The sequence below is a fragment of the Acidovorax temperans genome, from assembly GCF_028596105.1.
GTDB classification, from domain to species: Bacteria; Pseudomonadota; Gammaproteobacteria; order Burkholderiales; family Burkholderiaceae_C; genus Acidovorax; species Acidovorax temperans.
The window spans coordinates 2,002,001-2,014,686 of record NZ_CP117193.1 but is presented as its reverse complement, the minus strand read 5'-3'; the positions used below and the strand labels follow the sequence as shown (position 1 = coordinate 2,014,686).

General features: G+C 64.6%; 10 protein-coding genes. 3 read left to right on the top strand and 7 right to left on the bottom strand.

Translation table 11 applies throughout. From position 1 onward, the window contains the following. The first annotated feature begins 61 nt into the window (after window positions 1-61). Window positions 62-2,158 carry a type IV pilus assembly protein FimV gene (locus tag PQV96_RS09625; RefSeq protein WP_273625112.1) on the top strand — a complete coding sequence of 699 codons (2,097 nt, stop codon included), beginning with the start codon at window positions 62-64 and terminating at the stop codon, window positions 2,156-2,158. A gap of 101 nt (window positions 2,159-2,259) precedes the next feature. On the opposite strand, the gene PQV96_RS09620 is transcribed toward PQV96_RS09625, so the two are convergent. Genes PQV96_RS09620 through thiO form a run of 4 tightly spaced genes read right to left on the bottom strand, consistent with a single transcriptional unit; the run spans window position 2,260 to window position 5,309 of the window. Further along, window positions 2,260-3,165 (bottom strand): thiamine phosphate synthase, encoded by a 906-nt coding sequence (locus tag PQV96_RS09620; RefSeq protein WP_273625111.1) that lies wholly within the window; start codon window positions 3,163-3,165, stop codon window positions 2,260-2,262. Next, window positions 3,158-3,970: a thiazole synthase gene (locus tag PQV96_RS09615; protein ID WP_273625110.1), complete on the bottom strand. Its 813-nt coding sequence runs from the start codon at window positions 3,968-3,970 to the stop codon at window positions 3,158-3,160. The genes PQV96_RS09620 and PQV96_RS09615 overlap by 8 nt, the downstream gene beginning before the upstream one ends. Before the next feature lie 14 nt (window positions 3,971-3,984). After that, window positions 3,985-4,182 (bottom strand): sulfur carrier protein ThiS, encoded by a 198-nt coding sequence (gene thiS / locus PQV96_RS09610; RefSeq protein WP_273625109.1) that lies wholly within the window; start codon window positions 4,180-4,182, stop codon window positions 3,985-3,987. Then, window positions 4,179-5,309, bottom strand: coding sequence for a glycine oxidase ThiO (gene thiO / locus PQV96_RS09605; RefSeq protein WP_273625108.1), 1,131 nt, complete (start codon window positions 5,307-5,309; stop codon window positions 4,179-4,181). Before thiO ends, thiS begins: the two co-directional genes overlap by 4 nt. A 260-nt stretch (window positions 5,310-5,569) precedes the next feature. Here thiO and thiD point away from each other — a divergent pair, with 260 nt between their 5' ends. Then, on the top strand, window positions 5,570-6,472 hold the full coding sequence (gene thiD, locus PQV96_RS09600; protein ID WP_273625107.1) for a bifunctional hydroxymethylpyrimidine kinase/phosphomethylpyrimidine kinase: 903 nt from the start codon (window positions 5,570-5,572) through the stop codon (window positions 6,470-6,472). A 58-nt stretch (window positions 6,473-6,530) separates the two neighbouring features. Here the strand turns inward: thiD and PQV96_RS09595 are convergent, their stop codons facing one another. Together PQV96_RS09595 and PQV96_RS09590 are read right to left on the bottom strand one after the other, a co-directional pair. Further along, complete coding sequence (locus PQV96_RS09595; protein ID WP_273625106.1) at window positions 6,531-7,817, bottom strand: purine-cytosine permease family protein; 1,287 nt, start codon at window positions 7,815-7,817, stop codon at window positions 6,531-6,533. Between the two features lie 253 nt (window positions 7,818-8,070). Then, complete coding sequence (locus tag PQV96_RS09590) at window positions 8,071-8,979, bottom strand: pseudouridine synthase (RefSeq protein WP_273625243.1); 909 nt, start codon at window positions 8,977-8,979, stop codon at window positions 8,071-8,073. A gap of 308 nt (window positions 8,980-9,287) precedes the next feature. On the opposite strand from PQV96_RS09590, the gene PQV96_RS09585 reads away from it, so the two are divergent. Then, window positions 9,288-11,267, top strand: coding sequence for a methyl-accepting chemotaxis protein (locus PQV96_RS09585; RefSeq protein ID WP_273625105.1), 1,980 nt, complete (start codon window positions 9,288-9,290; stop codon window positions 11,265-11,267). 73 nt (window positions 11,268-11,340) lie between these two features. On the opposite strand, the gene PQV96_RS09580 is transcribed toward PQV96_RS09585, so the two are convergent. Next, window positions 11,341-12,429: a DUF72 domain-containing protein gene (locus tag PQV96_RS09580; protein WP_273625242.1), complete on the bottom strand. Its 1,089-nt coding sequence runs from the start codon at window positions 12,427-12,429 to the stop codon at window positions 11,341-11,343. Between the last annotated feature and the right edge of the window lie 257 nt (window positions 12,430-12,686).

The following is a 12,686-nucleotide window of genomic DNA, read 5'->3' as shown; positions in this document are numbered from 1 at the left end:
CGGTCTGTGGGCTATCGCAGCCGGTGCTTCAGCGCTTTCCCTTGGGGCAAGCAGGGGAGCTGTGGTCCTGGGTAGTTCGCTCGACCTCACTTTTGATGTGCAGCCAGATACTGGCTCGGACGTGGCTTCTTCTTGTGTTGCTGCTACGGTGAAGTCGGGCGATGCGCAATTGAGCGAATCAAAGGTCTTCGTCACGCCCTTGCCAGAAACCAGCGGACGTAGCGGCGTTCGTGTGCAAGCCTCTGTCGCTATCGACGAGCCCATCGTCCAGGTCACCCTGACAGCGGGCTGTGCGGGCCGGGTGGCCCGTACCTACATTTTCTTTGCAGACCCTCCGCAGACGGCACCGCGCAGCGTTGCAGTTCCTGGGCCGCAAGCGACGGTGACCACTGCATCGCGCATCACAGCACCGACAGCGGTGGATGTGCCCGTCTCAAATTCCGCTCCACAGGGTAGCAGCGCCACCGTTCCGCGCCCTGCGCCCCCCAAGGCGGCATCTGCGCCCGCTGTGGCGCGCAAAGAAGCGCGTGTTTCCCCGCGTCCATCGGTAGTCAAGCAGGCTGCGCCCCGGGAGCCTGCGCGCTCACGGCTGGTGATGGAGCCTTTGGATGCGTGGCTTGAAATGCCGCTGGCCCTGCGCACCACGCCGGAACTGCCACAAGCCCCCGCATCAGAAACTTCACCCCAACGGGAGCAAGCGGCTGCGTTGTGGCGTGCCTTGAATCAGGATCCCCAGACTTTGGCGCAGCAGGAAGCAGCTCTGCGTAAGCTGGAAACCGAATTGACCCAGTTTCGCGCCAGCGCGAGCCGTAACCAGGCCGCGACCGCTGAGTTGCAAAGGCAGGTGCATGAGATGGAGGCTGATCGCCTTCCCTCGTGGATGGTCTACGGCTTGGGAGGTGCGCTGGCCGTGGCTCTGGGCTTGTGCGGATGGTTGTGGCGCCGCTCTGACCGGGCGGCATCCAAGTCCGAACGTTCATGGCGTGAGGCCGTGGCGGTCAGCAGTCGAAGGGCTGACGAGCCAAGCGTGGTTGATCTGGAACCTGTGGAAGAGGTGGTTGCACCGCCCACAGACCGCTGGGGTCGTCCTCTGACGCCAGCTGCGACCCCGCCCGGGGCTGCGCCCATGCCTGTGGTGCAGGCGGTAGCGGCAGAAAGTGCGGCCGAGCCCGGTGAAGTCTCGCTGGAGGACGCTGGTTTTGAACCGGTCCCCACGGCTGCACCAGCAGCGCAGGCACCACTGCACCACATCATCAATCCAGAAGAGCTGTTCGATATTCAGCAGCAGGCAGAGTTTTTCGTGTCCGTGGGTGAACACGACCAGGCCGTGGAGGTGTTGCGCCAGCACATTGCCCAGCACGAGGAAACCTCACCGGTGGCGTACCTCGATTTGCTGCGCCTGTACCGTACCTTGAGCCGTGCTGCAGATTTCAACGCCCTGCGCCAGCAGTTCATGCGCCATTTCAATGCGCATGTGCCGGAGTTCTCGGCGTTTGACCGCCTAGGTAAGCCGCTGGATCAGTACCTGGACGCGCTGGCTGAAATCGAGGCCGAGTGGAGCTCTCCCAACGTGCTACATGTGCTGGAGAAGCATATGTTCTACCGGCCCGGTGACACGCGCAAGGCGCCTTTCGACCTGGCAGCTTTTGATGATTTGCTGTTGCTGTTGGCGATTGCGCAGACGACTCCATCTAGCGCGCGGGGCGCACCACCTCCGCGCAAGCGGACCACGCCGCAGCCACAGTCTTTTGAGGCCGCAGCCGCGCATGCCTTGAGTTCACTGACACCGCTGGATCGCACGCCAGATTTCCCTCTGGACTCGCTGGCAGCGGCCCTGGAGTTTGGTTTTGAGCCGCCCGCACCGCGTGCGGAAGCTGCGGTGGACGAGAGCAAGTTGGCTCCTCAGGAGTCCAAGCCGGTAGCGCAGCCTCCTGCATCAGCTTCTGCTGTCGGTTCGGCAGGTACAAAGTACCAATCGTCCGTCACGCTGGACATCGATTTGTCCGAGCCCGTCCCCATCACCATCAGTGATTTGCCAGCTGTTCCGGTAACGCCGCCTCCAGCCCCTGGCACACCGATTGGGTTCGGGTCTTCCAACGATCTGATGGAGTTGAGCTTGGAGCTGGAGCCGCTCAAGCCTACCGATAAGAAGCCCTGAGCGGGTTGTTGGAGGGGTTGCGCAACCCAGCTTTCCGATGCCGCAGCAGTAGCCTTGCAGTGACGCAGGCGGAAACATCAACAACTTCGCCTGCAGATCACTCAACCTTGCATTGCCGCCATCAGGCTCGCTGCAGCTTTTTCAGGCTGGTCGGCATTGACCAGGGCGCGCACTACCGCGATGGAGCCGACCCCGGTGGCCAATACCTCGGCAAATTGTTCTTGCCCTATCCCGCCGATGGCAACTTGGGGGTAGCTCTTCATGAGCTTGGCATAAGCCGCCAGCCGCCCCAGCCCTTGCGGAGCCGTCGCCATTTTTTTCAGCGTCGTGGGGAACACGGCGCCCATGGCGATGTAGCTGGGGCCCACCGCATCGGCGCGCACCATCTCGGCATACCCATGGGTGCTGACGCCCAGCCGCAGGCCTGAATCGCGCAGGGTCTGCAGTTCTTCGGGGGTGAGCGCATCCAGGTCTTCCTGCCCCAGGTGCACACCGTAGGCCCCGGCGGCAATGGCTTCCCGCCAGTGGTCGTTGATGAACAGCAGGGCGGGGGTGCCCGCGACTGCAGCCACGGCTTTGCGCACTTCCTGGGCAATCGCTACAGCGTCATCCGACTTGTAGCGCAGCTGTACCGTGGGCACGCCCGCACGCGCCATGCGGCCCACCCAGTCGGCATCGGGCAACACGGCATACAAGCCGAGTGTCTGGGGGCAGGTGACAAAGGCACTGGCCCGTGGTGTAGTTTGCAAGCCGAAGTCGCGTGGATCACTGGGCCAGAGTGCTGCGTCGAACTGACCGGTGCGCGTGGATTGAGCAAGCCAGGCACGGGCCAGGCACTCTGCGTCGTGGGCGATGAAGCCTAGCTGGCTGCAGGCGTGCAAAGCGGCCAGGTAGACAGGGTCGTTGCTTGTGGGCGCTGGGGGCTGTAGCGGTTCAAAGCCCGAAAACGTTGCTGCGTGCAGGTTCTGGATGGATTGGGCCATGGCGGCCGTGGTGGCATCAAGCATGTTGGTCGTGGTGCCAGAAGGGTGTGCCCAGCACTGGGGTGCTCGGCTGGGCGGAGTCTTGTGCGGTCATCGCGCCTGCGCGGTAGGCGGCGCGGCCAGCCTGCACCGCATCGGCGAAAGCACCGGCCATGGCCACAGGGTCTTGCGCCAGGGCCACGGCCGTGTTCAGCAGCACGCCGTCGTAGCCCCACTCCATGACCTGGCAAGCGTGCGATGGCAGGCCCAGGCCTGCATCCACCAGCAGTGGCACGCTCAGCCGCTCACGCAGGGTTTGCAGCGCGTAGGGGTTCACAGGGCCGCGACCGGTGCCAATGGGCGCAGCCCAGGGCATGACGGCCTGGCAGCCGACATCGACCAGGCGTTGGCACAGCACCAGGTCTTCGGTGCAGTAGGGCAGCACCTGAAAGCCTTCCTTGATGAGGTGCTCGGCTGTGCTCACCAGGTTCAGCGTGTCGGGCTGCAGGGTGTAGTCGTCGCCGATCAGTTCCAGCTTGATCCACGGGGTGTTGAACACCTCGCGCGCCATCTGGGCGGTGGTGATGGCTTCCTGGGCGCTGTGGCAGCCCGCGGTGTTGGGCAGCACGGGCACATTGAGCTTGCGCAGCAGCTCCCAGAAACTGGCGCCGCTTTCGGCTGGGTTGCTGCCCTGGCGGCGCAGCGAGGCGGTGACCATGGCGGGCTGGGCGCGTTCGACGGCGGCCTCAAGCACAGCAGGCGAGGGGTACCGGGAGGTGCCCAGCAGCAGGCGGCTGGCGAAGGTGTGGCCGTAAAGGACCAGCGAATCTGGAGAGGTAAGAGCGGTCATGGGTTGATGGGGCGTCAGCCGCCCGTCACGGGGGAGATGATTTCTACGCGGTCGCCCGGCTGCAAAGTGTGTGCTGCGTAGCGCGTGTTGGGCACAAAGCTGGTGTTGACAGCGACAGCGAAGGGCGGCCGGGCCTGGATGGCGGCCACGGCATCGGTCACACTGGCGCCTTCCGGCAGTTCGTAAGGATGGTTGTTGATGAAAATCTTCATGCCAATGCGCTGGCTGCCTGAACGGCGGGGGCCGGTTGCCCCAGCAGTTCAAGCCGCAGATCAAATCGTTTTGAAAGCTGCGATTGTCCTGTGTTCAGAATTTCCAGGGTGACGTCCAGCATTGCCGGCGAAATCATGAAGCCGTGCCGGTACATGCCATTGACCTCCAGCACACGCGGCTGGGGCTGGCGAATGGCGGGCAGGTTGTCGGGCAGGGTGGGGCGGCACTGGGTACGAATTTCGAGAATGCGCGCCTCGGCAAAGCCAGGGTGCACGGCATACGCTGCGCTCAGCAGCTCCAGCGTCGATCGCACGCTGGCTGGCGACAGGTCGTCGGACTCGATCTCGGTGGCGCCAATCACAAACACATGGTCTTGTTTGGGCGCCAGGTAGATGGGGTAGCGGGGGTGCACGAGGCGGGTGGGGCGCTGCAGGGTGACGTCGGGCGCGTACAGGCGCACCACCTCGCCTCGCACGCCGCGCAGGTCCTTCCAGTCCTGGCGGGCGCCCAGGCCTCGGCAGTCCAGCACCCAGTCGGGTTGCCCTGGCGTGCCCGGTGCAAAGGCCTCGGGCGTGCGCGGTGCATTCCAGTGCATCTGCACACCCAGCCGTGTCATTTCAGCGAGCAGGCTGGTCAGCAACTGGCGGTTGTCCAGCTGGCCTTCGCCCGGCAGATACAGGCCGTGGTTGAAGCGCTCTGCCAGCGTGGGCTCTGCTTGTGCCAGAGCAGCACTGTCCAGCTTTTGCAGTGGCGGCAGTTCCGGGGTGGTTTGCTGGTTGGCTTCCAGCACGCGCGTAAAGCGTTGGGCTTCTGCAGCGTCTTGGCGGTGCCAGACGATCAAGGTGCCCGCTTGCTGAAAGAACACCGGTTCGGTCAGCGACGCAATCAACTGCTGCCAGCGCGGCAGCGCGTAGTGGCCCATGCGCACCACGCCTGGCTCGGTGATGGCGGATTCGGCCAGCGGTGCCAGCATGGCAGCGGCCACCGTGGCGGCCGATTGTTCCGCCTGAGGGCTGCCTGCGTCGTAAATCTCAACCCGGTGGCCCTGGCGTGCCAGTTCTACGGCGAGCAGGCGGCCCATGAGGCCGGCGCCCAGAATTGCGAAGGATGAAGGGGAAAGTGACATAGGGGTCCGTCTGGCGTCCGTCTGTAGAAAGGCAACAGTGGACAAAACGGAGGGCGCAGCGCCGTTGGTGGAAACTCCCCACGCCAGCATGACCTGGATCGGGTAGCGGGGCGCAGTGCAGCGTGGCTGCGGGCCCCAGGGTATTTCTCAGTCACACACCGTTGAAGCGGCGGGACACCCCTGTTTCGTCCGGAAAAAACAATTACAGCACATCCCCTTTTGGTGCGGCTTGACCTGGCGCATAGGCCATAATTTTTGCCATGACTTCCTCTTCTACAGGGCTCCACGCGGGCCGTCCACACGCACGCGTGTTGCCCAGTGACGCACGCGTGTCATCCCGTTACGCACGCGTGTTGTCGATTGCCGGCTCAGACAGCGGCGGCGGCGCAGGCATCCAGGCCGATCTCAAAACCTTCAGCGCGCTGGGCTGCTACGGCATGACGGCCATCACCGCCATCACGGCGCAAAACACCTGCGGCGTCACGGGTATCCATGGCGTGCCACCCGACAATCTCAAGGCCCAGATCGACGCTGTGGTTCAAGACATTGGCGTGGATGCGGTCAAGATCGGCATGCTGCATTCGCCCGACGTGGTGCGCGTGGTGGCCGATGCCATTCGCGCCTACCAGTTGCCCCATGTGGTGCTGGACCCGGTGATGGTGGCCACCAGTGGCGACCGCCTGATTGCGCAGGAGACCGTGGGCGTGCTGGTGAGTGAGCTGTTCCCGCTGGCCGAGGTGATCACGCCCAACCTGGACGAAGCGGGCTGGCTGCTGGGCCGCAGCCTGCAAGACGCCGATGCGCTGGAAGCCGCCGCGCAAGACCTGCGTGCGCTGGGCGCGCAGGCGGTGTTGCTCAAAGGCGGGCATTTGCCCGGCGATTGGGTGGTGGATGTGCTGTCTATGCCCGGTGCGCCGAAAGCGTACAAGCTTCAGTCGCCGCGCATTGCCACGCACAACGGGCATGGCACCGGGTGCACGCTGTCGTCGGCCATCGCGGCCCACTTGGCGCTGGGGCTGCCGCTGCAGCAGGCGGTGGAGCAAGCCCGCAGCTACATCCTGGGTGCGATTGCCGCCGGGGCCGATGTGACCACGGGGCGCGGCCATGGGCCGCTGAACCATGGCTACGCGCCGGTGGCGCAGCGGGTGCTTGCCGGTTCTTAATGAGTTTGGCCGCTAGCGCTTATGGATAAAGCGCTGGCAGCTCATATTTTGATAGCAATCACCGCGCCTTGGGCCGGGTGGCCCAGGCCAGCGCAAAGCTGAATGCCAGTGCGGGCAAGGCCGATCCAGCCCCCGGCAACACCTTGGGCGTCAGGTGGTACACCGCAATGCCCGCCAGCCACAGGGCGACGGGCAAGGCGTTCACCACCCGGGCCTGCGCCAGCAGCGTGGGGGCGTGGGTGCCAAAGGCCAGGCGGCCCAGGATGACGCCGAACAACGGCACGAACACCGAGCTGAGCAGCAGCAGGAACGGCTCCAGGCTGTGCATGGGCAGCACCAGGGCCAGGCCCGTGCACAGGGCGGCTACCGAAAGGCCCCAGCGGCGAATGCTCCAGCGCGGCAGCAGGCTGTGGGCCGATACGGCGCCCGAATATGCATCGCCGTAGGCGTTGTCCACCTCGTCGATCAGGATCAGCGACAGCGCAATGAGTCCGCCCTGCGCCAGCAGCAGCGCTTGCACCAGGTCAGTGGAAGGCAACGTCAACGCCACCAGCACGCCCAGGCTATAGCACCACATGTTGGCCAGCGCATAGCCCAGCCAGGTGCCGCGCAGCGCAGCGCCGCCGCTTTTGCCGTGGCGGGCGTAGTCGGCCACCAGCGGCAGCCACGAAATGGGCATGGCGATGACCAGGTCCAGCGCGGGCAGCACGCCCATGCCGCCAGCGCCCTGCCGGTTCCACAGCGCACTCAAGCCTTGGGCTTGTGCCAGCGACACAAACTGCCAGCTCAGCCACAGCAGCGACAGCACCACCAGGGGCAGTGCCACGCGGGCGATCAGCTTGCGCACCAGTTGCACCATCGACCCGCTGATGAGCAGCATCACCACACCGCCCCACAGAAGCGTGGCCAGCACGGGCCACTGGGCCCCTTGCAGGCTGCCTGACTGCTGCCCAATCGCCACGGTGGCGTCGCGCATCACCACCAGCTCAAACGTGCCCCAGCCCACCAGTTGCACGATGTTCAGCACGATGGGCAGGCTGGCAAAGCCCCGGCCATACACCGCGTGCATCAGCCCCGCGCTGGCCAGGCCGCTGTCGCATCCCAACTTGGCGACCCAGCCCAGCAGCCCGGCGCCCAGCAGCGAGCCCGCCACAATCGCCCACAAGGCCTCCTGGGTGCCCAGGGCTGGCATCAGGTAGGCGCCAACCTGCATCACCAGCAGGCCCACGCCCAGGCTGAACCACAGCGAGGCGTGGTCGTGCCACTGGAAGACGCGGCGCTCGGCAGACACGGGCACCAGGGCCTCGTTGACTGCCGATGGGGCAGGGTGGTGGGATGACGTCATGCAAAAGCTCCGCAGCAGTCTGTTCAATCAGATAACAACAGCGCAAGGGAGCGACGCCCGCCCTGGCGCTGCCCGGTGCAGGCATGGCTGTGGCGTGACGGCTTCCCTGCGCGAGGATGATCTCGGGCCCCGGTCTTGGTGACTGGGGCGCAATCAGGTTCAAAGGGACTCTCTCAGCCTGCGGCTTGCGCTGCAGACACCCCTAGCTTCCAACGGTGACAAAGGCGCACCGTGGGCGGGTTGGATTGTAGGTCTATGCCGCCACTGGCGTGGTGGTGGCGTCGGCCACTGGCCACTGCAGGCGCAGTCGGCTTTCAAAGTGGCGCTCCAGCCCGGTCAGCGGGTCGGTAAAGCGCAGCGACCGGGCCAGCAGCTGCAAAGGGCGCGAGTAGTCGCCTTCGGGCGGGTCGTTCACCTCGGGGTAGAACGGGTCGTTGCGCAGCGGCAGGCCCAGCGCGGCCATGTGCACGCGCAGCTGGTGGCGTTTGCCGCTGATGGGCTCCAGCCGGTACAGCGCCCAGGGGCCTTGCACGGCCTGCACGGCCATGCGCGTGTGGCTGTTGGGCTCGCCGGGCACCTCTTGCATGCGAAAGAACTGGGGGGATTCCTCCATGCGGCTGCGGTGTTCACGCGGAAAGGTGATGTCGGCATTCCAGGGCGCCACGGCGTCGTAGGTCTTGGCCATGCTGCGCTCTCTGAACAAGGCCTGGTACGCGCCCCGCGTGCGCGGCTGCACCGAGAACAGCACCAGCCCCGCTGTGTCACGGTCGATGCGGTGCAGGGGCGATAGATCCGGCAGGCCCAGTTGCCGCTTCAGCCGCACCAAGAGCGACTGCTGCACATAGCGCCCCGTGGGCGTGACGGGCATGAAATGCGGCTTGTCGGCCACCAGCAGGTGCTCGTCCTGGTACAGCACCTGGTGTTCAAAGGGCAGCTCGGGCTCGTTCGGCAAGTGGCGGTAATAGAACAGGCGCACGCTGCCTTTGACCACCTGCTCGGGGTGCACAGGCAGGCCCAGCGCATCCACCACATCACCCGCCAGCATGCGCGCCAGCCATTCATCGCGGCCCACTACGGGCAGGTGGGTAGCCAGCCTGTCGAGCAATGGGGCTGCATGGTGTGCGGGCAGCACCACGCAACTGGGGCTCACGCCATTGCGCATGGGCAGGGGTGTTTCGGTGGGGCGAGGGGGGCTCAAAGCGTTAAGGGTGCCGGGGGAGGGACGAGCAGGGAAGCCCAAAAAGCATAGCACTGGGACTCACCCGCTGCCTGTGTGCTGAGGGCTGAGTACGGGTTGTTAATCATTGTGAATTGTTGGGTTACTACCAATTGTTTTTTTTGTAAAAAATATAACCTCTCGATCTTTTTGAGTACGATCAAGTCATTTTCTTGAATCTTGGTGTAATAAGTTATTGCTAATTGATGAATTTGGTAATAAATTTGATAAAAACATATTCATCAAGGATGGTCATGTCTAACGTATCTCAGCGCTCCGTCGCTTTCAAGCTTTCCCTGGCAGCGCTGGTGAGCCTGTTGTTGGTTTTGCTCACCACCATGACCCTGGTGAGTCTGTTTATCTGGCGGGACTTTGGTGCGGTGTCGCGCCACGATGCCCACCAATATGTGACCCAGATGCGTACCCTGGTGCAGAGCTTTGATGAAACCGCTCAAGAGCAAGCCAAGCGGGACTTTGTGCTGTTCAAGTCGCGCTTTGCGGGTGACTTCAGCGTGCAAGAGCAGCCCGGTGCAGACGGCAAGCCCGAAGCCGTGCTGAGTTTTCAGGGGGCGCCCCTGAACGGCAACTTTGAGGGGGTGGATCGCTTCACCAAAGACAGTGCAGGCGCCATTGCCACCATTTTTGCGCGCACGGGTGATGACTTCATTCGCGTGACCACATCCCTCAAAAAGCAGGATGGTGAGCGCGCCTACAAAACCCTGCTGGACCGCAACCACCCAGCCTATCCGCTGATGCAGGAGGGCAAGACCTACATTGGCCGCGCCAGCCTGTTTGGCAAGGAATACATGACGGTGTACGAGCCCATCCGCGAGGGCAACCGCACCATTGGCATTTTGTTCATCGGCACCGACATGGGCGCCATCCTGGGCAAGCTGGCCCAGGTCATGGGTTCGCAAAAGCTGTTTGAAACCGGGGCGGTGTATGCGGTAAACGTGTCCACCGGCCCTGCGCGGGGTCGCACATCGGGCCTGGCCAATGCCTTGGTGGTGGATGAAAAAACCGAAGACGGTAAAGCCTGGCTGGCCAAGCTGACCGAGAAAGACCAGACCGGCGAGTTTGAGGTGGCCTGGTCGCCCCGCCTGGGCGCTGGCGCGCAGCAGCGCCAGTTTGTGGCCACCGAACGCTACAAGCCCTGGAACTGGGTGATCGTGGCCGAGGCGCCCCTGTCTGAAATGATGATGAGCGCCCGCTCCGTCCTGATCTGGCTGTGGGTGGGTGTGCTCGCCGCGCTGGTCATCCTGACGGTGGTGCTGGTCTATGCCACGCGCCGACTGGTGGGCAAGCCGGTGCAGCAGCTCAGCGCTGCGCTGGGGCTTCTGTCCCAAGGCGACTTGACGCGGTCGGTGGACATTCGATCCAACGACGAGATTGGCGCCCTGGGCCAGGCCATGGAAGGCTTTCGCCAGCGCCTGGCGCAAAGCCTGGGCACGGTGCGCCGCAGTGCCGAGAGCGTGTCTTCCGCCAGTTATGAAATTGCCCAGGGCAACCACGACCTCTCAGCCCGCACCGAAACCCAGGCCAGCTCGCTGGAGGAAACGGCCGCCAGCATGGAGGAGCTGGGCTCCACCATTCGCCACAATGCCGACAACGCCTCGCAAGCCAGCCGCCTGGCGGCCAGCGCCAGCCAGGTGGCCGCGCAAGGTGGCGACGTGGTGGCGCAGGTGGTCAGCACCATGCACAACATCAATGGCAGCAGCCAGAAGATTGCCGACATCATTGGCGTGATCGACGGCATCGCGTTTCAGACCAATATCCTGGCCTTGAACGCCGCCGTGGAAGCCGCCCGCGCGGGCGAGCAAGGCCGAGGCTTTGCCGTGGTGGCCAGCGAGGTGCGCAACCTGGCGCAGCGCACGGCAACCGGGGCCAAGGCCATCAAAGAGCTGATCGGCGCCAGCAGCGCCATGGTGCAAGAGGGCTCGGTGCTGGCCGACAAGGCGGGCACCACCATGGGCGAGGTGGTCAGCGCCATCCAGCGCGTGGCCGACATCGTCTCGGAAATCAGCGCCGCCACGGGCGAGCAAAGCGCCGGGGTGGGCCAGGTGGGGCAGGCGGTCACGCAACTCGATCAGGCCACCCAGCAAAACGCGGCCCTGGTGGAAGAAATGGCGGCCGCCGCCAGCAGCCTGCGCACCCAGGCCGAGCAGATGGTGGAGGCCGTGGCCCAGTTCAAGCTGGGGCAGGAGCCAGGGCAGGCGCTGCAACTGGGGCGCTGAGTGTCAATGCTTTTGCTATTAAGTTAATAGCTGCTAGCGCTTGATAGGTAAGCGCTAGAGGCCAAAAAAGCTCTTATGCGGTAGCCGTGCCAGGGCCTGGGCCAGCTGATGTGTGCAGTGCTCGCACATGCTGCGCCAGCCGCTGCACGGTCAAGGGGGCGCAGCCCTCGGCATGGTTGCTGATGGTGATGTAGGCGTTCTGGCCCCTGCCGGTGATGCCGACGATCACCCTGGCCAGGGCTTCGTGTGTGGCGGGGTCCAGGTCGTGCAGCCGGTCGTAGGGGGCGTAGCGCTTTTCCGCGTCTTCGTGGCCGTAGGGGCCGTGCACTTCGTTCAAGTTCCAGCGGCACACCAGGGGCGTGGGCCACAGCGCCCGCAGCAGCGGCAATTGGTCTGCCAGTGGTGGCAGCTTGGGATGCAGACCCAGGCAGTAGGTGGCGCCGGCGTTGCGCAGCACGGCGGCAAATTCGGGGGTGAGCCACTCTGGGTTACGCACCTCCACGGCAATCACCCCATCAGGTGCCCGGCTGGCCAGGGCTGGCAGGGCCTGCAGCAGCGTGCGCAGCTTCTCCAGCACCTGCGGCATGCGGTCCAGCAGCGCCATCGGCAAGGGGCTGATCTGGAACACCAGTGCGCCGACTTTGCTGCCCAGGCCTTCCAGTGCAGGCTCTACAAATTCGCGCAGCGCCAGTTCGGGGTTCAGAAACGCGGGGTTGGGCTCGCGGCCCCGGCCGTCTTCGGTGCGCACCAGCGCGTCTGTCACCAGGCTGGGGGCTTTGACCACAAAGCGGAAGTCCTCGGGCACCTGCTCGGCGTAGCGCTGGTATTGGCTGACGGTGAGCGGCCGGTAAAAGTTGCGGTCCAGGCTCACCGTGCGCAGCAAGGGGTGGGCGGCGTAGGCCGCCAAGCCTTGCTTGGACAGCTGCGGCGCCTCGTATACCGCATCCCACACCAGGCCATTCCAGGCTGGGTAAGTCCATGACGACGTGCCCATGCGCAGCTGCGGCGGCAGCGCCTGGGCCAAGGCATGCAGCGCATCATCCTGCGGTGCCGGGCGCACTTTCAGCCCCTGGCCGCGTTTGGCGGGGGCGGCATCGGCGGGGCCGGAGGCAGGCGGCGGCGCAGGTGGGGCGGGCGGTGCGCCAAACAGGTCGTCTTGCAAGGGCAAAGCAGTTAACAACAGGGGAAGGGGTGGGGATGTTAGAGCCTGTTTACGATCTCTCAGGGGTCGCGCAGCGGTCTTGGCGGGCTGGTATGCAGGGCGCGGGGCGCCGCCAATAGCGTGGCTATTGGCAAGCGCCGCAACGCCGCAGACCACTCGCCAGGCCCACTGCCCGAAGGGTTGGAGCGAAATCGGGTGATTGAATGCTCCGGCTGCTTGCATGGGCAGTAGCCCATGCGGCGCATACGAAGCATCCA

Bases quoted from the DNA above. Each gene is read 5' to 3' on its own strand.
- PQV96_RS09620 (WP_273625111.1), bottom strand. From the start codon at position 3,165: ATGCTTGATGCCACCACGGCCGCCATGGCCCAATCCATCCAGAACCTG.
- PQV96_RS09590 (WP_273625243.1), bottom strand. From the start codon at position 8,979: ATGCGCAATGGCGTGAGCCCCAGTTGCGTGGTGCTGCCCGCACACCAT.
- thiS (WP_273625109.1), bottom strand. From the start codon at position 4,182: ATGAAGATTTTCATCAACAACCATCCTTACGAACTGCCGGAAGGCGCC.
- PQV96_RS09595 (WP_273625106.1), bottom strand. From the start codon at position 7,817: ATGACGTCATCCCACCACCCTGCCCCATCGGCAGTCAACGAGGCCCTG.
- PQV96_RS09585 (WP_273625105.1), top strand. From the start codon at position 9,288: ATGTCTAACGTATCTCAGCGCTCCGTCGCTTTCAAGCTTTCCCTGGCA.
- thiO (WP_273625108.1), bottom strand. From the start codon at position 5,309: ATGTCACTTTCCCCTTCATCCTTCGCAATTCTGGGCGCCGGCCTCATG.
- PQV96_RS09615 (WP_273625110.1), bottom strand. From the start codon at position 3,970: ATGACCGCTCTTACCTCTCCAGATTCGCTGGTCCTTTACGGCCACACC.
- thiD (WP_273625107.1), top strand. From the start codon at position 5,570: ATGACTTCCTCTTCTACAGGGCTCCACGCGGGCCGTCCACACGCACGC.